This is a genomic window from Streptomyces narbonensis (assembly GCF_014649015.1).
In the GTDB taxonomy this organism is placed as follows: Bacteria; Actinomycetota; Actinomycetes; order Streptomycetales; family Streptomycetaceae; genus Streptomyces; species Streptomyces narbonensis.
In genome coordinates this window covers 330,386-351,692 of the sequence record NZ_BMSF01000001.1, presented here as the reverse complement: position 1 = coordinate 351,692, position 21,307 = coordinate 330,386, and the positions used below count along the sequence as shown (strand labels likewise).

Annotated in this window: 14 protein-coding genes and 1 tRNA gene; 7 read left to right on the top strand and 8 right to left on the bottom strand. The window is 73.9% G+C overall.

The features are described from left to right. Nucleotides 1–37: 37 nt before the first annotated feature. Complete coding sequence (locus IE124_RS01540; protein WP_189503961.1) at nt 38–1,363, top strand: vWA domain-containing protein; 1,326 nt, start codon at nt 38–40, stop codon at nt 1,361–1,363. A 42-nt stretch (nt 1,364–1,405) separates the two neighbouring features. After that, nucleotides 1,406–2,725 carry an FHA domain-containing protein gene (locus tag IE124_RS01535; protein WP_189503959.1) on the top strand — a complete coding sequence of 440 codons (1,320 nt, stop codon included), beginning with the start codon at nt 1,406–1,408 and terminating at the stop codon, nt 2,723–2,725. Here IE124_RS01535 and IE124_RS01530 read toward each other — a convergent pair. Beyond that, entirely contained in the window at nt 2,722–3,696 is a 975-nt protein-coding gene (locus IE124_RS01530; RefSeq protein ID WP_189503957.1) for a methyltransferase domain-containing protein, read from the bottom strand. The genes IE124_RS01535 and IE124_RS01530 overlap by 4 nt on opposite strands. 138 nt (nt 3,697–3,834) lie before the next feature. Between IE124_RS01530 and IE124_RS01525 the strand changes: the two genes are divergently transcribed. The 4 genes from IE124_RS01525 (at nt 3,835) to IE124_RS01510 (ending at nt 11,660) form a co-directional block, all read left to right on the top strand. Beyond that, nucleotides 3,835–4,239, top strand: a complete 405-nt coding sequence (locus tag IE124_RS01525; protein WP_189503955.1) for a globin — start codon at nt 3,835–3,837, stop codon at nt 4,237–4,239. 217 nt (nt 4,240–4,456) lie between these two features. Then, nucleotides 4,457–7,798, top strand: coding sequence for an ABC transporter permease (locus IE124_RS01520; protein WP_189503953.1), 3,342 nt, complete (start codon nt 4,457–4,459; stop codon nt 7,796–7,798). Nucleotides 7,799–7,878: 80 nt separating this feature from the next. Then, nucleotides 7,879–10,692 carry an FtsX-like permease family protein gene (locus IE124_RS01515; RefSeq protein ID WP_189504713.1) on the top strand — a complete coding sequence of 938 codons (2,814 nt, stop codon included), beginning with the start codon at nt 7,879–7,881 and terminating at the stop codon, nt 10,690–10,692. Then, entirely contained in the window at nt 10,689–11,660 is a 972-nt protein-coding gene (locus IE124_RS01510) for an ABC transporter ATP-binding protein (protein ID WP_189503951.1), read from the top strand. Before IE124_RS01515 ends, IE124_RS01510 begins: the two co-directional genes overlap by 4 nt. Before the next feature lie 233 nt (nt 11,661–11,893). Here IE124_RS01510 and IE124_RS01505 read toward each other — a convergent pair whose 3' ends face one another. The 7 genes from IE124_RS01505 to IE124_RS01475 form a co-directional block, all read right to left on the bottom strand. Beyond that, nucleotides 11,894–12,559, bottom strand: a complete 666-nt coding sequence (locus IE124_RS01505) for a DUF8010 domain-containing protein (protein ID WP_189503949.1) — start codon at nt 12,557–12,559, stop codon at nt 11,894–11,896. Further along, nucleotides 12,556–12,978: an acyl-CoA thioesterase gene (locus IE124_RS01500; RefSeq protein ID WP_150270159.1), complete on the bottom strand. Its 423-nt coding sequence runs from the start codon at nt 12,976–12,978 to the stop codon at nt 12,556–12,558. Before IE124_RS01500 ends, IE124_RS01505 begins: the two co-directional genes overlap by 4 nt. Nucleotides 12,979–12,980: 2 nt before the next feature. Beyond that, entirely contained in the window at nt 12,981–14,645 is a 1,665-nt protein-coding gene (ettA, locus tag IE124_RS01495; protein ID WP_189503947.1) for an energy-dependent translational throttle protein EttA, read from the bottom strand. Between the two features lie 386 nt (nt 14,646–15,031). After that, a complete protein-coding gene (locus IE124_RS01490) occupies nt 15,032–16,507 on the bottom strand; it encodes a Cys-Gln thioester bond-forming surface protein (RefSeq protein ID WP_189503944.1) in 1,476 nt (491 codons plus the stop codon). Between the two features lie 224 nt (nt 16,508–16,731). Beyond that, entirely contained in the window at nt 16,732–17,190 is a 459-nt protein-coding gene (locus IE124_RS01485; protein WP_189503942.1) for a single-stranded DNA-binding protein, read from the bottom strand. Between the two features lie 157 nt (nt 17,191–17,347). Then, nucleotides 17,348–19,219: a GTPase gene (locus IE124_RS01480; RefSeq protein WP_189503940.1), complete on the bottom strand. Its 1,872-nt coding sequence runs from the start codon at nt 19,217–19,219 to the stop codon at nt 17,348–17,350. 1 nt (nt 19,220) lies between these two features. Further along, nucleotides 19,221–20,837: a dynamin family protein gene (locus IE124_RS01475; RefSeq protein ID WP_189503938.1), complete on the bottom strand. Its 1,617-nt coding sequence runs from the start codon at nt 20,835–20,837 to the stop codon at nt 19,221–19,223. Nucleotides 20,838–21,139: 302 nt separating this feature from the next. On the opposite strand from IE124_RS01475, the gene IE124_RS01470 reads away from it, so the two are divergent. Further along, nucleotides 21,140–21,212: transfer RNA gene (locus tag IE124_RS01470), tRNA-Arg, on the top strand. Nucleotides 21,213–21,307 lie beyond the last annotated feature (95 nt).

Here is a 21,307-nt window from a genome sequence, read left to right as displayed (position 1 = left end):
TTCACCTTCCCCGTCGCCACCCGAGGAGCCGAGACAGATGGCGAACTTCTCCAAGCCGACCGCGCCGCAGTTCTCCGTGGACGTGTACCAGAACGAGTTCCTGCCGGAGGGCGGCCGTGAGGTCAGCGCCATCGTGACGGTCACCTCGACCGGGGGCGGCACGAGCGGCTTCCCCGGTCACGCGGGCGGCGGCTCGGCCGGCGTGGTGATCATGGTCGACTGCTCCGGCTCGATGGACTACCCCGCCACCAAGATGCGCGGCGCCCGCGAGGCGACCGCCGCCGCCGTCGACACCCTGCGCGACGGCACCTCCTTCGCCGTCGTCGCCGGGACGCACGTGGCGAAGGAGGTCTACCCGGGAGACGGCCGGCTGGCCGTGGCGGACGCCCGGACCCGGGCCGAGGCCAAGCAGGCGCTGCGGAGCCTGTCCGCGGGCGGCGGCACGGCGATCGGCACCTGGCTGCGCCTCGCGGACCGGTTGCTCTCCTCCGCCGAGCTCACCATCCGGCACGGCATCCTCCTCACCGACGGCCGCAACGAGCACGAGTCGCCCGAGGAGCTGCGGGCCGCGCTCGACGACTGCGCGGGACGGTTCACCTGTGACGCGCGCGGGGTCGGCACCGACTGGGAGGTCAAGGAGGTCACCGGGATCGCCTCGGCACTCCTGGGCACGGCCGACATCGTCGCCGACCCGGCCGGTCTCGCCGCCGACTTCACGGTGATGATGGAGCACGCGATGGGCAAGGGCGTGGCGGACGTCGTCCTGCGCCTGTGGACGCCGGTCGGGGTGGAGATCGGGTACGTGAAGCAGGTCGCGCCGACGGTCGAGGACCTGACCGCCCGGCGCACCGAGGCCGGGCCACGCGCCGGGGACTACCCGACGGGCTCGTGGGGCGACGAGTCCCGCGACTACCACGTGAGCGTGCGCGTCCCGCAGGCCGCGATCGGGCAGGAGATGCTGGCCGCCCGGGTCTCCCTGATGGCCCCGGACCCGGCGGGCGGCGACCCCCGGCCGCTGTCTCAAGGACTGGTACGGGCGGTGTGGACGGACGACCTGGTGATGTCCACGTCGATCAATCCGCAGGTCGCGCACTACACGGGGCAGGCGGAGCTCGCGCACGTCATCCAGCAGGGTCTCGATGCCCGCAAATCGGGCGATCGCGACGGTGCGACGGCCAAACTGGGGCGCGCCGTGCAGCTCGCGGCGGCCTCCGGCAACGCGGATACGGCGAAACTCCTTTCGAAGGTGGTCGACGTCGTCGACGCGGCGACGGGTACTGTGCGTTTGAAGGCGAAGGTCGCGGAAGCGGACGAGATGACACTCGAGACGCGCTCCACCAAGACCGTTCGCGTCAAGAGGTAGCCCGGCCCGCCGGGCCGGACGAGGAGAGGGGGAAGCACCGACATGCCGACCTGCCCGAACGGACACCAGTCGGTCTCCGACGACTGGTGCGAGGTCTGCGGCCATCGCATGGCCGGGGCGGGCGCGCCTGCGGGTGCCGTGCCGCCGCCTCCCCCGCCACCGCCGCCCGCGTACGGATACCCGGGCCCCGGCGGTCCCGGCCAGCCCCCGATGGGCCCGCCGCCCGGCGCCCCCGGTGGCCACGGTGGCCACGGTGGTCCCGGTGGCCACGGCGCTCCCGGCGCTCCCGGCGGCTTCGGTCCCGGGGGCGACCCGAACGCGACCGCGCAGGCCGAACTCTGCCCGCAGTGCCGTACGCCGCGTGAGCACATGGCGCCGTTCTGCGAGGAGTGCCGCTGGAACTTCCTCACGAACACGGCGACCTCGTACACGCCGCTGGCGCCGCAGCAGTCCGGGCCACCGCCCGGCCTGAACCTGCCGCCCGGCTTCCAGTCCCCGCCGCCGGCCCCGCAGCAGCAGCCGCAGCAGCCGGACCCCTTCGGGTACCAGGGCTCGCGGCCCTCCCAGGTGAACCGGCCGGCCGAGCCGCTGGGGGCCGAGCCCACGCACCACCAGGCCCCGCCGCAGCGCCCACCGATGCAGCAGCCGCCCATGCAGCCGCCCGCACAGCAGGCACCGCCCGCGTACCTCCAGGCACCGCCGCCGCAGGCGCCGGTCCAGGCCTCGGCCCCGCCCGCGCCGCCGCAGCCGCGCGCGGACGACGACTGGGTCCTGTCGCCGCCGTCGCAGCCGCACCCCCCGCAGCACCAGGCCCCGCAGCACCAGGGTCCGCCGCAGCAGCACCAGGGTCCGCCACCCCCGCAGCAGCAGTTCCAGGCCCCGCCGCCTCCGCAGCAGCAGCAGCAGCAGTTCCAGCAGCAGCCTCCGCAGCAGCAGTTCGAGCCGCCGCGGCCGCCGATGGGCTGGACCGCGGTGATCGGCCCGGACCGCGAGTACTTCATGGCGATGATGCACCGCAGCGGCCCGGAGGCCTCGGGCCTCAACCTGCCCGCGTACTCGCCGGACAAGCACCTGCCGCTCCAGGGCAACCAGATCTCCATCGGCCGTCGCCGGCACTCCACCGGCGAGTCCCCGGACATCGACCTGTCGGTGCCGCCGGAGGACCCGGGCGTCTCGCACCAGCACGCCGTGCTCGTACAGCAGCCGGACGGGTCGTGGGCGGTGGTGGACCAGAACTCCACCAACGGCACCACGATCAACGGCGGCGAGGAGCCGATCCAGCCCTACGTGCCGGTCCAGCTCCAGGAGGGCGACCGGGTGCACGTCGGCGCCTGGACGACGATCACGATCCGCCGCGGCTAGCCGACTGACGGCAGGGGCCAGGCGTACGGACCTCCGGGCTCGTCCAGCCAGGCCCACTGCCGGTCGCCGCTGACCGTCACCCCGAAGCGCTCCCGCTCAGGCCGCCCCTCGCGCAGCCAGAGCGAGAGCGCTTCGCGTCTGTCCAGGGCCTCGGCGACGAGGCCCCACAGGAAGCCGAAGCGTTCGTCCCCTGCGGGGCCGTGCCGCGGAGCGGGCCGCCCCGGGCCCTGGGCGGCGACGCCCCGCAGCGCCACGAAGTACGCCGAGGTTTCCAGGAACCGTCCCTCGGCGTGCGTGGCGTCGCGCACCCGCAGCAGGATCAGCCCGGTGGAGAGCGGGGCGAGGACCAGGGCGCCGGGCCGGCACTGGGCGAGCCAGGGGTACGGGACGGCGGGCACCGCGCAGGTCGCGACGACCCGGTCGTAGGGCGCGTGCTCGGGGCAGCCCCGGGCGCCGTCGGCGGCGAGCACGGCGGGCCGGTACCCGGCGGCGGCGAGATGGGTCCGGGCGGACTCGGCGATCTCCTCGTCGAGGTCGACGGTGGTGACGTGCTCCTCGCCGAGCCGGTGGGAGAGCAGCGCCGCGTGGTAGCCGGTCCCGGCGCCGATCTCCAGAACGTCGTCGCCGTCGCGCACGTCCAGGACCTGGAGCATGAGCGCCATCAGGGAGGGCTGGCTGGCGGAGGAGACCAGTTCCCCGTCTCGGACGCGGGTGGCGACCGCCGTGTCCGCGTAGGCCCCGCGCAGCCAGCGCACCCGCCGGGCGGGGTCGGGGTCGCCGGCCCAGAGGCGCTCGTAGCCGCCGGTCCCGGAGACGTAGAAGGACGGGACGAAGAGGTGGCGCGGGACCTCCGTGAAGGCGGCCCGCCAGGCGGGATCGGTCAGCAGGCCCTCCGCCTCGATCCGCCGCACGAGCGCCCGCCGCTCCCGCGCACCGTCCCCGGCGAACTCACCCCACGGCTCACCACCCATGCCTCCACTCTCCCGCCGCCGGGCCCCCCGGGCGAGCCCCCGTACGGGTACCGCCCCCGGGGCCCCCGGGCGAGCCCCCGTACGGGTACAGGTCCTAAGCCTCCGGACCTCGGCCGGGGCATCTGAGACGATGGAACGGTGAACGAGATTCCCGGGGAAACGACGCAGGAGCAGACCTTCTACGAGCAGGTCGGCGGCGAGAAGACCTTCCGCCGCCTGGTCCACCGCTTCTACGAGGGCGTCGCGGCGGACCCGCTGCTGCGCCCGATGTACCCCGAGGAGGACCTCGGCCCCGCGGAGGAGCGCCTCGTGCTCTTCCTGATGCAGTACTGGGGCGGCCCCCGCACGTACAGCGACCACCGCGGCCACCCCCGCCTCCGCATGCGCCACGCCCCCTTCACGGTGAACCAGGAGGCCCACGACGCCTGGCTCCGCCACATGCGCGCCGCCCTGGACGACCTCCAGCTCGCCCCCGCACACGAGGCGGAGCTGTGGCGCTACCTCACCTACGCGGCGGCCTCCATGGTGAACACGGCGGGCTGACACCCTTCTTGGCACCGTCCGACCTGCGTCGGCCGAATGACCGAGAGCAACGGCACCACCCCTGGACGGACATATTCCGGAGACCGAACGCCGATTAACGGTCACGATCGCATCAAGGTCGGACCGTAAGCGGTTTCCAGCGACACATGTGCTCTGAAAGCATCCAGGGAAGTCCGGGGGGACGCGGAGGACTTTCGGCGTGGTTCCAGGGGGATGGGTGACGGGGTTCGTATTCCTGCGGGTCAGGGCTCACCGGCTGTTGCTGGCCGCGGCGCTGCTCGCCGTGCTGCTCACCACGACCGTGCTGGCCACGCTCGCCGCCTTCTCCGCCTCCATCGGGGACGCGGCGCTCCAGGCCCGGCTCCAGGGACGGTCGGCCGCCGCCGCCTCGCTGCTCGTGACCGGGCAGGTCCCCGCCGGGAAGCGGGCCGACGCCGAGGAGGCCGTACGGGACGGGGCGCGGAAGACCTTCGACGGGCTGCCGGTGACCGTACGGCGGCTCGAACGCTCGGGGCCGTACGCGCTTCCCCGCGCGCTCCAGGCGCCCGCCGCGCGCGGCGGCGACCCCGACCTCGCCCACTTCGCGGCGCTCGACCGCTCGCGGCTCTCCCTCGTCCGGGGCGCCTGGCCCTCGGCCGCCCGTACCGGCGGCGTGGTCGAGACGGCGGTCCCCGAGGAGGCGGCCCGACGGCTCCGGGTCGCCCCCGGGACCGTACTCACCCTCGCCGACCGGATCGACGGCAAGCCGGTGAAGGCCCGGATCACCGGCGTCTACCGGCCCGTCGACACCCGCGACCTGTACTGGCGGCTCGACCCGGCCGACGGCCGCGGGGTGCGGACGGTCACCTTCACCACGTACGGCCCGCTGCTCGTCGACCCGACCGCCATGACCTCCGGGGCGCTGAGCTCCGGCGAGACGTCCTGGCTCGGCTCCGCCGACTTCACCGGCTTCACCACCGGCCGCATCGACGCCCTGCGCGCCACCGCGACCGAGGGCCCGAAGGCGATGGCCGTCGACACCGCCCGCTTCGGTACGCCGGTCTCGGCGTCCACCGCGCTCCCCGGAGTCCTGGAGCAGACCCAGCGGGCCCTGCTCGTCTCCCGCTCCACCCTCCTGATCGTGGCCGTGCAGCTGGCGCTCCTCGCCGCGTACGCGCTGCTCCTCGTCGCCCGGCTGCTCAGCACCGAGCGCTCCGGGGAGACCGCGCTGCTCCGCGCCCGTGGTGGCTCCCGGCGCCGGATCGCCGGCCTGGCCGCCGCCGAGGCCCTGCTCCTCGCCCTGCCCGCGGCGCTCGCCGCACCGCTCCTCTCGGGACCGCTGACCCGGCTCTTCGCCGAGCGGGCCGCGTTCTCGTCCCTCGGTGTACGCCTCGACACGGCCCCGTCCCTGCAGGTGTGGCTCGTCGGCGCCGTCGTGGCCCTGTGCTGCGCCGCGGCCGTCGTCGCTCCCGCGCTCGGCGCCGGGGACGGCTCCGTCGTCCCGCTGCGCAAGGCCCGCTCGGCCGCCCTGCCCGGTCCCCTCCGGGCAGGTGCGGACCTCGGTCTGCTGGCCGTCGCCGCCGTCGCCTACTGGCAGTTGCAGCGCCCGGCGGCCGCGGGCGGCCCACTCGACGCGGGCGGCTCGGGCGGCGGCTCCGTGGACCCGGTGCTCGTCGCCGCCCCCGCCCTCGCCCTGCTGGCCGGCACCGTCCTGACGCTGCGTCTGCTGCCGGTCGCCGCCAAACTGGCCGAGCGGCGCGCGGCGCGCGGCCGGGGTCTCTCCGCGGCCCTCGCCGGCTGGCAGTTCAGCCGCCGGCCGCTGCGCGGCGCGGGCCCCGTCCTCCTCCTCGTGCTCTCCATGGCGATGGGCATGCTCGCCATCGGGCAGAACGCCTCGTGGGAGCGCTCGCAGCGCGACCAGGCCGACTTCCGGGCCGGCTCGGCCGTCCGCGTCCTCAGCTCCGGCCCGGGCGAACCCACCCGGACCGAGCAGCTCGGCGCCGTACCCGGTGTCCGCGCGGCGGCTCCGGTGCACCGCGTCACCATGGACGTCGCCGGGAAGAGCGCGACCGTCCTCGCCGTGGACACCCGCAACGCCACCGCCGGCCTGCTGTTCCGCCCCGACCTCGCCGACGCCCCCGCCCGCGAGCTCCTCGCCCCGCTCGCCCCCCGGGCCGTGACCCGCCCCGGCCTCGCACTGCCGGCCGGCACCCGCGCGCTCACCGCCGACCTGCGGCTCGCCGAACCGGTCGGCGCCGGCCAGCTCACCGCCGTTCTGGAGGACCCGAACGGCGTCCTCTACCAGCACACCATGGGGCCGCTCGAAGCCGACGGCCGGACGCACCGGCTCAGCCTCGACCTCGGCGCCCTGACCGCCGCTCCCGGCGCCGAGGCGAGCCGCGGCTCCGGCGGCCGACTCACCCTCGTCGGACTGGAGCTCTCCGGCCAGATCGGCTTCGGCGTGAACGCCACCCAGACCCTCCACCTCGAACGCCTGGGTGTCGTCCGCGCCGACGGACACGACGAGACCCACGCGCCGGCCAGGGTCCTCGCCCCCTGGAAGCGCTCCTACGAGCAGGCCCGGGCGGACGGCACCCTGGACGCGAAGCCCGTGACCGGCACCGCGGGACCCGCCGGCCGCCCCGCCGCGCTCTCCCTCCCGTTCACCCTCACCAGCAGGCCGGACCAGGAGATGTACGGGGAGAAGACGGAGTTCACGCTCCGGCTGAGCGCGCCCTCGCCCAAGGCGCCCGCCCGGCTGTCCGCCGTCGCCACCCGGAGCTTCATGACGGCCACCGGCGCCAAGCCGGGCGACCTGATCGAGGTCGCCATCGGCGGCCACGTCAAGGTCACCGTCGACCGCGTCGTCGAGGAGCTGCCCACCACCGGCCCCGGCACCAGGACGGTCTCGGCGACCGCCCCGGCCGCCACCCCCGACGACGGCGGCGCGATCCTCCTCGACCTGGCTTCGGTCAACCACTACCTCTCCACGGGCGCCGTCTCGACCGTGGCACCCACCGAGTGGTGGCTGAGCGTCGACCCCGGCCGGTCGGACGAGGTCGCCGCGGCCCTGCGCGCCCGCCCCGACGCGGACCCGGCCCAGGTCCTGGTGCGCGACGAGATCGCCACCGAACTGCTCGGCGACCCGCTCGGCGCGGGCCCCAACGCCGCCCTGACGGCGGTCGCCGCCGCCGGCGCCGCGCTCGCGGCCGTCGGCTTCGGGGTCGGCTCGGCCGGCGCGATGCGGGAGCGGTCCGCGGAGTTCGGGGTGCTCCGGGCGCTCGGCACACCACGCCGACGCCTCGCCCGGCTCATCGCCGCCGAGCAGGGGCTGCTCATCGCCATCGGCCTGCTCATCGGCGCCGGACTCGGCGCCGTCCTCGCGCGGGCCGTCGTCCCCCTCGTCGTCCTCACCGGCCACGCCACCCGGCCCGTCCCCCCGGTCCTCGTCGAACTGCCCCTCGGCCAGGTCGTCCTGCTGCTCGCCGGCGTCGCCGTACTGCCCCTCGCGATGGTCGCCGCGATCGCCCTGCGACGCACCGACCCGGTCGTCACCCTGCGCCACCAGGGGGACCACTGATGACCGCGACCGCAGGGGAGGACCCGGGCGCGGGCGAGGCGACCCCCGAGACACCCGCCGCACGCAGGAAGGCCCCCGACATGTCCCGGTCCCGGACCGACAGACCCGCCCGCGCCGTGGCGCCCTGGGTGCGGACCCGGCTGCGGACCACCCCCTGGGCGGCGGCCACCCTCGCCCTCCTCGTCCTGGTCACCGCCTACCTCGCGGCCGCGCTGCCGCGCGCCGTGGCCGCGTACGAGTCCGAGGGGCTCCGGCACGACATCGAGAGCGCGGCCGCCCGCAACATCGTGCTCCAGGTGACCGCCGGGCCGCCCGCGCTCGAACAGCCCGCGGCCGTACGCGAGGCCGGTCTGGCCCCCGCCGTCCTCGACCGCCGGCACGAGCGGGTGCGCGACCTGCTGCCCGCACCGCTGCGGATCGACCCGCGGCAGTCCGTCCACGGAGTGCGTACGGTCAGGTGGGTCGCGGGGGCCGACCCGTGGCTGCCCCGGCCGGACGGACTCCCTCCGGAGCTCTTGCTCTCCTCCCTCTCCGGCCTGACCTCCCACGCCACCCTGAAGCAGGGCCGGCTCGCCGCGGGCACGGCCGCCCGGCCGGAGGCGGTCGCGACCACGAAGACCGCCGAGACGCTGCGCCTGAAGGCCGGCTCCGTCGTCCACGTGCCCAGCCGCTTCGGCCTGGAGCCGATCGCCGTCACGGTCACCGGGATCGTGGAACCGCGCGGCCCCGAGGAGGCGTACTGGGCCGCCGAACCGATCCTCCACACCCCGACGCTCGCCACGATCGGCGTCGTCGACATCAAGCGCTACTGGCAGGCCGCGCTGCTCGTCTCCCCCGCCTCGGCGCCCGCGCTGCTCGCCACCGCCGGCGAGCCGGAGGTCTTCTTCCGTTTCCTGCCCACGTCCGGGCACCTCACCGGCGACGACGCGGAACGGCTCGACTCCGCCCTCTCCTCGGCGGCCGCAGGACCCGACCTGGCCAGAATGCGCGAGGTCGTCGGCCCCACCGGCACGTTCGGCACCGACCTCGACGGGATCGTCGACGCGTACGTCTCGACGCGCGAGGCGATCAGCCCCGTCGTGGCCGTCGCCGTCTTCGGCGTCGGCACCGTCGCCGTGGTCGTCCTCGCCATGACCGGCGGCCTCTTCCTCGCCCGCCGGGACAGCGAACTGGCCCTGCTCCGCTCCCGCGGCGGCTCGCTCACCGGCATCGGCCTGCGCCTGCTCGGCGAGACCTCGGCGGTCGTCGTCCCGGCCGCGGCGCTCGCCCTCGCCCTGGCCGTGACGACCGTCCCCGGCACGGGCGACGCGCCGGCGTACGCCGCCGGCTCCGACGGCATCCCACTGCTCCCCTCCCTGCTCGCCGCCTCCGCCGTCGCCCTGCTCGCGATGCTCGTCCTGCCCGTGCGAGCCGTCGTGCTGCACCGACGCCCGCGCCTGCACGGCGGCCGTGACGACCTGCTGACCGCCCGGCCCAGCCGGCGCCGCACGGTCGCCGAACTCACCTTCCTCGTCCTCGCCGTGGGCGCCGTCGCCTCCCTGCGCCTGCGGGGCACCGGTGACGGCGGTGACCATCTGGTGAGCGCCGCCCCGGTGCTCGTCGGCCTGATCGCCGCCCTGGTCCTCGTACGGATCTATCCGCTGCCGCTGCGCTGGCTGGGCCGCCCGGCCCGCCGGCTGCGCGGCGTGGTCGGCCCGCTCGCCCTGGCCCGCGCCGGACGCGTCTCCTCGACGGGAGCGCTCCTCGCGCTCGTCCTCGCGCTGGCCACGGCCGCCTTCGGGGGCTCCGTCCTGGCCGGCATCGCCGACGCCCGCGACCGCGCCGCGCTCCTGGCGACCGGCGCCGACGCCCGTATCGACGGCTCGGTGGAGGGGACACCCCTGCCGGCCGGACTCACCGAGGCCGTGCGCGGGACGGCTGGGGTACGCGACGTGACCCCGCTGCAGATCGAGTACGCCGTGGACCTGCCGTCCCGGCTGGGCGCCTCCGCGCCGAAGATGAGCTCGCCGCTCGTCGGCGTCGAACCGGACTCGTACACCCGGCTCGCGAAGCGGACCGGTTTCGGTCCGTTCCCGCCGGGGCTGCTCGCCTCGACGGGGAAGGGCGGCAAGGAGGTCGCGGCGGACCGGGAGCGGGTGCTGCCCGCAGTCGCCTCGCCGTCGGTCGCCGAGCGGCTCGGCGACGAGCCGCAGGAACTCGTCACCGCGGCGGGGGTGTTCCGGGTGAAGGTCGTCGCGGTCCGCCCGGCCACCCCGGCCCTGCAGGACGCCGACTTCCTCCTCGTCAACGCCGCCGACCTCACCCACCGGACGCCCACGGCACTGCTCGTCACCGGGCCGAAGGACGGCACCGCGCTGCGGGCCGCCGCGAAGGCGAAGTCGGGCACCCTCCTGGTGACGATGCGGACCGAGCAACGGGCCGGCTACGTGGACTCGCCGCTCCAGACCGGCGCCGAACAGATCTACACGGCGGCGATCGGCGCGGGCGCCGGGTACGCGGTCGTGGCGGTACTGCTCTCCCTACTGCAGTCCGCTCCGGAGCGGACCACGCTCCTCGCCCGGTTGCGGACGATGGGCCTGACCCGGAAGCAGGGGCGCAGGCTCCTCGGCCTCGAAGCGCTGCCACAGGCGGTCCTCGCCGCGCTCGGCGGCACGCTGGTCGGCTGGGCGACGGTGCCGCTCGTCGCCCCGGGAATCGACCTGTTCCGGCTCGCGCTGGCCACGACACCGGCGTACGCCCCGCTGGACAGCGCACCCCTGCGGGCCGACCCGTGGTCGCTCGCGGTGCCCGCCGTCGCGGTCGTCCTGATCACGGCGGTGGCCGCGCTCGGACAGGCCTGGTGGGCGGGGCGCAAGGGCTCGATCAAGGAACTGAGGGCAGGAGACGCACGATGACGAAGACCGGTACGACCCTCCCCGCCGACTCCTCGGGCACCACCCTGGAGGAGCTGGAGCAGCGCGCGACCGCGCGGCGCGACCGGCCCTCGTACGGCCACGACGCGCTCATCGCCTGCGACCGGCTGGTGCGGATCTTCACCACGGACGGGGTGGAGGTGCAGGCGCTCCAGGGCCTCGACCTCCTGGTGAAGGAGGGCGAACTGATGGCCCTCGTCGGCGCCTCCGGCTCCGGCAAGTCGACGCTGATGAACATCCTGGCGGGCCTCGACGTGCCGACGGCCGGCGCGGCGCGGGTCGCCGGGAGCGACCTGCTGGCGATGGACGGCAAGGCGCGGCTCCGCTACCGCCGCGAGGTCGTCGGCTTCGTCTGGCAGCAGACCGCCCGCAACCTCCTCCCCTACCTGACGGCGGCCCAGAACGTGGCGCTGCCCATGCAGTTGCGGGGCCGTACGAAGCGGAAGGCCGAGCGGGCGGAGGAGCTCCTCGCCATGCTGGGCATCGCGGAGGCCCGCGACCGGCGGCCGCACCAGCTCTCCGGAGGCCAGCAGCAGCGGGTGGCCATCGCGGTCGCCCTCGCCAACAACCCGGCGCTGCTCCTCGCCGACGAACCGACCGGCGAGCTGGACTCGGCCACCGGCGAGCAGGTCTTCGCGGCCTTCCGCCGCGCCAACGAGGAGCTGGGCACGACGATCGTCATCGTCACCCACGACCAGGCGGTCGCCTCCGAGGTCCGCCGCACGGTCGCCATCCGCGACGGCCGCACCTCCTCGGAGGTCCTGCGCCGCACCGAGGTCGACGAGCTGGGACAGGAGTCGACGGTGGCGCGGGAGTACGCGATGCTCGACCGCGCGGGCCGGCTCCAGCTCCCGGCGGACTACACGCGGGCGCTCGGGATGGAGCACCGGGTGGCGCTGGAGCTGGAGCAGGACCACATCGGGGTCTGGCCGGACGACGAGAAGCACTGACCGAGGGTTCCAGGACCTGCCCGGCCGCCGCGGCCCCGGCCCCGGCCCCGGCCCCGGCCCCGGCCCCGGCCATGATCGGCCGGACAGGTCCTGGTCGCCATTCAGCGTCATGATTCCGGCGGCCGTGGGCCGGAAAGCCGCACCGCTCGTGGAAGCCGGCGAGATGGGGCTCGTGGTCCACGTTCTGCCGGTGCGCGCCGCGCTCGGGTCGACCGCGATGCGCGCGACGGCGATCACCCGGGGGTGACGGAGAGGGACATCGGCGCGGTACGGACGGCGATCGAGCCGTACGGGGTGCGCAGTCGGAGCCACGGGCCGGAGACGAAGAGCGCGACCGGCGCGTCCTCCTGCCCGGGCGGCAGGAAGCCGAGCGACTGCGCGGCGTGCACGGCCCGCAGGGGCAGGCCGGTGGCGCCGAGGGTCCGGGACCAGATGTCGCGGCCGAGGTGGTCGCGCTCGGCCCTGGTCCGCTGCTCCTCGGGCAGCGCCTCGTCGCGCGCCCGGAATTCGGCGACGGCCGCGGCGACCGCGCCCCGCATCTCCGCGGCGCCCGGCAGTCCGGCGACCGGCTGCCAGCCGGCCCGGGGCGGCAGCACGCCCGCCCAGGGCGGGCCGGTGACGGATTCCGGGACGACCGCCTTGCCGGCCGACTCCTCGATGCCTTCGAGGAGTTCGCCGGCGGAGACGGTGACGTCCAGGTCCACGGCGTCGACGAGCCGGGCCGTACGGATCGCGAGCACCTCGAAGGACGGCGGCCGGCCGAAGACGGCCAGCGCCCCGCCGCCCGCCTGGAGGCGGACGGCCGCGGCCCGGTCGTAGTGGACCAGCCGGCCCAGGAAGGCGGCGAGGGCCGCCGCCTCCCGGGGGTCGGCGAAGTGCAGCGGAGCGAGCACGGTCATGCGGCGGACGTCATCCCGTCGTCGACGTACACCTGGAGGAACTCGCGCTCCTCGGAGGTGATCCGGCGCGGACGCTGGGCCTCCAGGTCGAAGGGCACGACGACCGTGGACGCCCGGACGTACACGACGTCGGCGTCCTTGACCTCGTACGCGATCGTCAGCGACGCCGCGCCTATCTTCGTGACCCAGGACTCGATGGTCACCGGCTCGTGCCGGTGGACCAACGGCCGCTTGTAGTCGATCTCGTGCCGGGCCACGACGGACCCGCCGGAGAACGAGGGGGAACCGTCCCCCGGCGCCAGCCGGAACATGAAGTCGATCCGCGCCTCTTCCAGGTACCGCAGGAAGACGACGTTGTTGACGTGCCCGAAGGCGTCCATGTCCGACCAGCGCAGGGGACAGCTGTAGATGTGGCGCACGCTCAGCCTCGGGTCAGCTTCTTGTACGTGGCGCGGTGCGGGCGGGCCGCCTCGGCGCCGAGGCGCTCGATCTTGTTCTTCTCGTACGACTCGAAGTTGCCCTCGAACCAGTACCACTTCGACTCGCCCTCGTACGCGAGGATGTGCGTGGCCACCCGGTCCAGGAACCACCGGTCGTGGGAGATCACGACCGCGGCACCGGGGAACTCCAGGAGCGCGTTCTCCAGCGACGACAGGGTCTCGACGTCGAGGTCGTTGGTGGGCTCGTCGAGGAGCAGCAGGTTGCCGCCCTCCTTGAGCGTGAGCGCCAGGTTGAGGCGGTTGCGCTCACCGCCGGACAGCACACCCGCGGGCTTCTGCTGGTCCGGGCCCTTGAAGCCGAAGGCGCTGACGTAGGCGCGGGACGGCATCTCGACGTGGCCGACGTTGATGTAGTCCAGCTCGTCGGAGACGACGGCCCACAGCGTCTTCTTGGGGTCGATGTTGGCGCGGCTCTGGTCGACGTACGAGATCTTGACGGTCTCGCCGACCTTGATGGAGCCGGAGTCCGGGGTCTCCAGACCCTGGATCATCTTGAAGAGCGTGGTCTTGCCGGCGCCGTTCGGGCCGATGACACCGACGATGCCGTTACGGGGCAGCGTGAAGCTCAGGTCGTCGATGAGGACCTTGTCGCCGAAGGCCTTGGAGAGGTTCTCGACCTCGACGACGATGGAGCCCAGACGCGGGCCCGGCGGGATCTGGATCTCCTCGAAGTCCAGCTTCCGCATCTTGTCGGCCTCGGCCGCCATCTCCTCGTAGCGGGCGAGACGGGCCTTGGACTTGGTCTGACGCCCCTTGGCGTTGGACCGCACCCACTCCAGCTCTTCCTTGAGGCGCTTGGCGCGCTTCTCGTCCTTCTTGCCCTCGACCTTGAGGCGGGTGGCCTTCTTGTCGAGGTAGGTGGAGTAGTTGCCCTCGTAGGGGATCGCGCGACCGCGGTCGAGCTCCAGGATCCACTCGGCGACGTTGTTCAGGAAGTAGCGGTCGTGGGTGACGGCCACCACGGCGCCCGTGTACTTCGAGAGGTGCTGCTCCAGCCAGTTCACCGACTCGGCGTCGAGGTGGTTGGTGGGCTCGTCGAGGAGGAGCAGGTCCGGGGCCTCGATGAGCAGCTTGCAGAGCGCGACACGGCGCTTCTCGCCGCCGGAGAGGTTGGTGACGGGCCAGTCGCCGGGCGGGCAGCCCAGGGCGTCCATGGCCTGCTCCAGCTGGGCGTCGAGGTCCCAGGCGTTGGAGTGGTCCAGGTCTTCCTGGAGCTTGCCCATCTCCTCCATCAGCTCGTCGCTGTAGTCGGTGGCCATGAGCTCGGCCACCTCGTTGAAGCGCTTGAGCTTGCCCATCTGCTCGGCAGCGCCGTCCTGCACGTTCTCCAGGACGGTCTTCGACTCGTCGAGCTTCGGCTCCTGCATGAGGATGCCGACGCTGTAGCCGGGCGAGAGGAACGCGTCACCGTTGGACGGCTGCTCGATCCCGGCCATGATCTTCAGAACGGTGGACTTACCGGCACCGTTCGGGCCCACCACACCGATCTTGGCGCCGGGCAGGAAGTTCAGGAAGACGTCGTCGAGAATCACCTTGTCGCCGTGCGCTTTACGCGCCTTGCGCATGGTGTAGATGAACTCAGCCAAGAGAAACCGTCCGGCGAAGAGTGAGTGGGCAGATACACCCCATCTTGCCTGACCGCCACCCTCAGGCGGAAACCGGTAAGACCGGCGCGAGGGCGGAGCGGGGGTGGAGACGGGGGCGGAGGCAGGGCCGGAGGCGGGGCCGGGCGGGCGCGGAGGCCGGGGCCGCGCGGAAAGCCGGCCCGCGGGCTCCTGAGGGGCTCCGCGGGGCCGTGGAGGGGCGGAAGAGGCCCCGGACGTGCGACGGCCCCCGCACGGCCCCGGGCGCGGACGCGCATCAGGGTCGTACGAGGGCCGTGCGACGGCCGTGTGAGGGCCGTGCGGTCATCGGGCGGGACTCACGGAGTGATCCGCGTGTGACGCGGATCACTCCATGGAGTCGGTCGCCGTCAGTGACCGGCGGTCTTCTTCTTGCGGAGGATGAACACCGCGGCTCCACCGATCACGACGAGCGCGGCGGCGATGCCGGCGATCATCGGGGTCGCGTTGGAGCTGCCCGTCTCGGCGAGGTCGCCGCCACCGGTGGTGCCGGTGGTGCCGGTCGTACCGGTGGTGTCACCGGTCGGGGCCGAGGTCGACGGCGAGGCCGACGGGGTCTCGGTCGACGGCTGCGTGGAGGGGGTCTCCGACGGCTCGGTCGAGGGCTCCGTGGTGGGGGTCTCGGAGGGCTTCGGGCCGGGGGTGGCCGTCTTGCAGTCCAGGACGCCCTCGAAGGTCTCCTCGAAGCCGTTCGGGCCGGTGATCGTGAACTTGTACGCCTCGTCCTCGGCGAGCGGGACCGTCACGGTCTTCGTCTCACCGGCACCGATGGTGTACGAGGTGCCCTTCAGGTCGAAGGTCCAGGGCTCGTCGCCCTCGTTGGAGGCGATGATCTCCAGGCCACCCTTGGCGCAGTCCTTCGCGACCGTGACGGCCGGGACGGCACCCTTCTTCGCCCAGGTCGCGGAGGCCGTGGCCTTGACGGTGGAGGCGGTGGAGCCCGCGAGGATCAGCGTCTGGGACGGGCCGTCGACGGAGACGAAGGCGCGGCCCAGGGAGACCTCGGCGGTGGCCTCGGCGGTCAGCTCGGCGCTGCCGTCGGCGGTGCCGGCGGGGACGTCGAAGAAGATCTCGTCGCCGTTCTTCGCCTCGGTGACCGGCTGGCCGGCCTTGTCGACGATCTTGACGCCGGCCGGGGCACCCGGGGCGACCGCGATGGTCGGCTTGGCGTTGGTCGTGACGGTGATCGGGCCGACCTTCTCGCCGGCCTTGCCCGCGACGGAGGACGGGGAGAGCGCCAGGGAGGCCTTCGGCTCCTCCAGCGTGACGGCGTCCTTGAGGAGCTGCTCCGTGAGCTTCTTGGCGTCGTCGCTCTTCGGCGTGGCCGTGACGTCGTCGGAGAGCGTCCAGATCGCGGCCTGGGTGCCGGCAGCGGCCTCACTCTTGGAGAGCTCCACGCCGAGCTTCGAGCCGAGCTGGTCGGCGGAGAGCTCCGGGTAGCCGTTCTTCAGGATCCAGAGGATCTTGCCCGCGTTCTCGTTGCTGTGCAGGGAGGACTCGTCCCAGCCGACTTCCTTGTAGTCGAAGTCGTGCTTCGCCGGGGTACGGAGGTCGATGCAGTAGGTGAAGAGCGTGCCTCCGCCTCCGACCTCCATCTTGAAGAGACCACCGGTGACCGGCCACTTGTCGCCGTTCTTCTCGGTGATCAGGACGCCGCCGGCGTCCTCGGTCAGGCCGCCGAGCTTCGCCGTGACACCGCCCGTACCCGGAGCGGGCTCATCGGCGAACGCCGGGCCGGCGGTGGCTATCGCACCGACGGCGACTATGCCGGAGACCAGGGTCGCGGCGGCCAGACGGGCAGCACCACGCCCACGAACTGAAAACATTGCATTCCCCTCCGGGCGCACCGCTCCGCGAACTTGGTCGATTCGCATGGGGGGAGCGCACGCCAGCAGACTCACAGACTCGATGGGCTCACGTGCCACATGAGTACCCGGGAATCCTATGGATGCGGAACCCCCCGGTGCCCGGCCATACGTTCAGATAACCATTCCGAATCAGAATCGTTATCCCCCTGGCGAGTTGGTCGACAAATCCCCACCACACATGGTCAGGGAGCGGTCACCAACCGCTTCGTGGCCTCGGTCCACGGGTCCTCCTCGGGCGCCGGGACAAGGGTCGACTCGGGCTCTGCCCGGGGCGGTTGCTCCGCTTTCGCCACCCTTCGGAAGGCCGCCGTGCCCCGCGTCAGATCGTGCCCGACGGCCAGTGCGTCAACGTCCACGAACGTCTTGCGCTGTCCGTCGCGCTCGTCCTCCCGCACCTTCAACCGGCCGTGCACCACGAGGGGTTCCCCGACGGAGACCGAGGCCGCGAGATTGGCCCCGAGCGACCGCCAGGCCGAAACCGTGTAAAAGCTCGTATTTCCGTCGGACCAGAGACCTGTCTCCCGGTCACGGCGTCGCGCGGTCACCGCGAAGCGGAACCGCGCCACCCCGCCTCCGGCCGTCTCCCGGTACTCCACCGCCGTCGCCACGTTGCCGACGAGCGTCACGGTCGTGTCGTTCATGGTCCGCCCCCAACTCCTGCGTTCACCTGTGCGTTTCTCTCGGTCGGCACCATGATGGGGGCGGTGGGGACGTACCCGCCGAGACCTGTGGACGAACTGACGATTGGGGACAACTCCCTCACCCGGAAGGGGAAGTACGGGTGAGGGAGCCGCCGGACTACCTCCCCCGTACACCCGCCCTCGTCGCCCCCGGCCGCGACGGGACGCCGGACCGCAGTCCGCCGACCACCCGCACCGAGGAACGGACGCCGACCACCGTCGCGTACTGCTCGCGCACCTCCCGGTAGCGCATCAGCTCCGCCGCCACCGGATCGAGCACCCGGGCCCGGCCACAGGCCGCGGCGGCCTCCCGCAGCCGGCGCTCCGCCTCCTGCCCGTACCGCCGGGCGGGGCCCTTGACCGCGCCCTCGCAGGCCCATTCGACGAGCGGCCCGCCGACGATGCCGCCGAGCATGACGAGGACCGGCGGAAGGATCCCGGGCTCCACGACACCGACGATCTGGGCCACCAGCCAGAGCGCACCGAAGATCTGCAGGAGCGTCATCACGGCCTGGGCGAGGACCGCGGCCGGCCACCAGGCGGGCCGGGGCGGCCGGGCAGCCGGGTCGCCCAGGCCGGCCGTCAGCTCGTCGAGGGCCTCCGGGAGCCCCTCGGCCCCGCGCGCCGCCGCCTCCCGGACGGCCTGCGCCCAGGGGGCGGGGAGTCCCCGCGAGGCCTCGTCGGCGACGATCCGTACCGCCTGCTCGACGCGCTGGCGCGCCGTCAGTTCGTCCTCGACGGCGGGCGTGTCGAGGCGCGGGTCGGCAAAACCGTGGGCGCGCAGGCGCTCGTACCAGCGGTAGAGGCGCAGCCAGGGCGTGCCGCAGGCGCGGATGGCGTGCCGGCGCCAGACCCGCTCGGCGGCCTCCCCCGCGGCCTGGGCGCCGACGGCCAGGGCGAGCCGGTCCGTGAAGTCACCCCGGGCGCGCTCGTCGAGGCCGGCACGGCCGTCGGCCAGGTAGGAGGGGCGCAGCCGGGTGGCGGCGGCGTCGATGTCGGCGGCGAGGCGGCGTTCGGGGGCGGTCCGGTCCTGGACGAAGCGGCCGACGAGTTCGCGCAGTTCGGGGATGCCTTCGCCGCTGAGCGCGGAGACGGCGATGACGGTGGCGCCGGGTTCGCCGTGCTCGCCGAGGGCCACTCCGTCCTCGTCCAGGAGGCGCCGCAGGTCGTCGAGGACGAGGTCGGCGGCCTCGGTGCCGAGCCGGTCGATCTGGTTGAGGACGACGAAGGTGACCTCGGCGTGCCCGGCGAGGGGGCGGAGGTAGCGCTCGTGGAGGGCGGCGTCGGCGTACTTCTCGGGGTCGACGACCCAGATGACGGCGTCGACGAGGCCGAGGACCCGGTCGACCTGGTCGCGGTGGGCGGTGACGGCCGAGTCGTGGTCGGGGAGGTCGACGAGGACGAGGCCCTGGAGGTCGGCGTCGGCGGCGCCGCCCGCGAGGGGGCGGCGGCGGAGCCGGCTGGGGACGGCGAGCCGGTCGAGGAGGCCGGCGGCGCCCTCGGACCAGCTGAGCGCGATGGGCGCGGAGGTGGTGGGGCGGCGCAGGCCGGTCTCGGAGACGGGGACGCCGGCGAGGGCGTTGAAGAGGGTGGACTTGCCACTTCCGGTGGCGCCGGCGATGGCGATCACGGTGTGCCGGGCGGAGAGCCGCTGGCGGGCGGCGGCCTCGTCGAGGACGCGCCCGGCCTCGGCGAGGGCCTCGCCCTCGACCCGCGTGCGGGAGAGCCCGACGAGCTCGTGGAGGGCGTCGAGGCGGGTGCGGAGGGGGCCGCCGTAGTTCCCGCCGAGAGCGGGGAGCATGTCCTCCTCGGGTGCCTCCGCTTCCTTCTCGCCCGCCACGACGGCGGCCCGCTCGCTCGCCCGCCGAGCGATCAGCCCGTCGTCCCAACTCCCGGCCCCACCCCCGGATCGGGATCCGGGACCAACGTCCGACCCGCGCCCCTGCCCCCGCCCCCGCTCGCCATCCGCGTCGACATCCACGTCCACCACGTCACTTCTCCTTCTGCAGTACGGAGAGCGCGGCGATGAGCTCCGCCTGCGGCTCGGGGGTCACGTCGAGTCCGTCGAGGGGCGCGAGGCGCCGGTCGCGCTCGGCGTGCAGGACGCGGTCGACGCACGAGAGGACCAGCTCGCCTCCCTTGTCGCGCAGCCGCAGGGCGGCCTGGGCGCCGAGGAGTTCGGCGAGGCGGTCACCGGCGGCCCGGGTGCGCCGGCCGCCGAGGAGGGAGGCGGCGAGGAGGGCGGCGACGGTGTCGGCCTCGGGGACGGCGGTGCGGGCCGCGCGCGAACCGGTGGGCCGCTCGACGTTCCGTACCTCCTCCTCGGCCAGTTCCTCGAGTACGCGGCGCCAGCGGCGCACCTCCACGCCGGTCCGCTCGCCCGCGTCCCGGTCGCCGCCGGTCCGCGGCGGTCCGAGGGCGTCGGCGGCGGGGTCGCGCTGCCAGGCGTCGCGTACGCGTTCCTCCGCGGCGGCCACCGCGCAGTGCAGGAGGGCGGCGAGGGACTCGGCGAGGGCGTCGAGGAGTTCGTCGGCGGTGCTGTCGCGGGGGTAGGCGCGCCAGCGGGCGCGGGCGTCGCCGGCGAGGACGGCGCCGCGGCCCAGTTGCTGCCGCACGCGCTTGCCCTGCTCGCGGTAGGCGGCCTCGACGGCACCGCCGAGGCGGACGGCGGAGGCGTACTGGGCGGCGACGGCTCCGGCCAGTTCGGGGAGCCGGGTGTCGAGGGAGTCGATGACGCCGGTGGCGGTCCGGTCGAGGGCCTGCTGGCGGGCGGCGGGGTCCTCGGCGCGGTGGGCGAGCCAGCCGCGCAGCGGGGCGACGGCGCTGTCGGGCAGGAGTCCGCTGCCGCCGTCGGTGGACTCGGGCAGTTCGGGGATGGTGAAGCGGGGCACGTCACCGAGGCCGGCCTTGTCGAGGAGGGCCTCGTACTGACGGGAGACCTCGCCGATGACCTGGTGCGGGACGCGGTCGAGGACGGTGACGAGGGTGGCGTCGTACTCCTTCGCGGTACGGAGCAGGTGCCAGGGGACGGCGTCGGCGTACCGCGAGGCGGTGGTGACCATCACCCAGATGTCGGCGGCGCAGATCAACTCGGCGGCGAGGAGGCGGTTCTCGACGACGAGGGAGTCGATGTCGGGGGCGTCGAGCAGGGCGAGCCCGCGCGGCAGGGAGGAGGCGGTCTCGACCCGCAGGGCGTTCTCCTCGGGCGGTTCCTCGCCGGGGTGTTCCTCGTCGGCCTGGGGCAGCCAGACGCGGGTGAGCTGCGGGAGGACGCGCATCCCGGCGAACCAGTGGTGGTCCTCGGGGTGACAGACGAGGACCGGCGTGCGGGTGGTGGGCCTGAGCACCCCCGACTCGCTGACGCGCCGCCCCACAAGGGAGTTGACGAGCGTGGACTTTCCGGCCCCGGTGGAGCCGCCGACGACGGCGAGGAGGGGGGCGTCGGGATCCTTCAGGCGGGGCACCAGATAGTCGTCGAGCTGAGCGAGGAGCTCGGCCCGGGTCTGCCGGGCGCGTGATGCGCCCGGGAGAGGGAGTGGGAGACGCACGGCGGCGACACGGTCGCGCAGGGCGGAGAGTGCGTCGATCAGCTGAGGCCGTTCGTCCAAGGTCACCACATGCGAAGAATGCCCAATTTATGAGTGTTTTTGAAGCGTATAGGCGCCCTGCGCGCCGAGAAAGGGAAGGGCGACCGGACCCGCAGGCATAACGAGTGCACAACACCCGCCCCGAGTGGCGTGAAAACCGCTGCGCGAATCGCACCTGCCTGCGATTATCGTTCCGCTTCACCGAACCTCCACATCGTGCCACGCAGGTGAAGCACCCGGGCCAAGGCGATCGGAGCCCTATCCTTGTCCCGGCAGGCCACACCCCACCCACCAGGGCCTCCAGGCCACACGGCCACCACCCGGCCCCCGTAGCTCAGTGGATAGAGCAGGTGCCTTCTAAGCACTTGGCCGCAGGTTCGAGTCCTGCCGGGGGCGCACGACGGAAGACCCTCCTTCGGGAGGGTCTTTTTGCTGGTCAGGGGTGGTTCTGGGTCGGTGGCAGGGGCGCTCGGGGGCAGCCCGTGGATGGC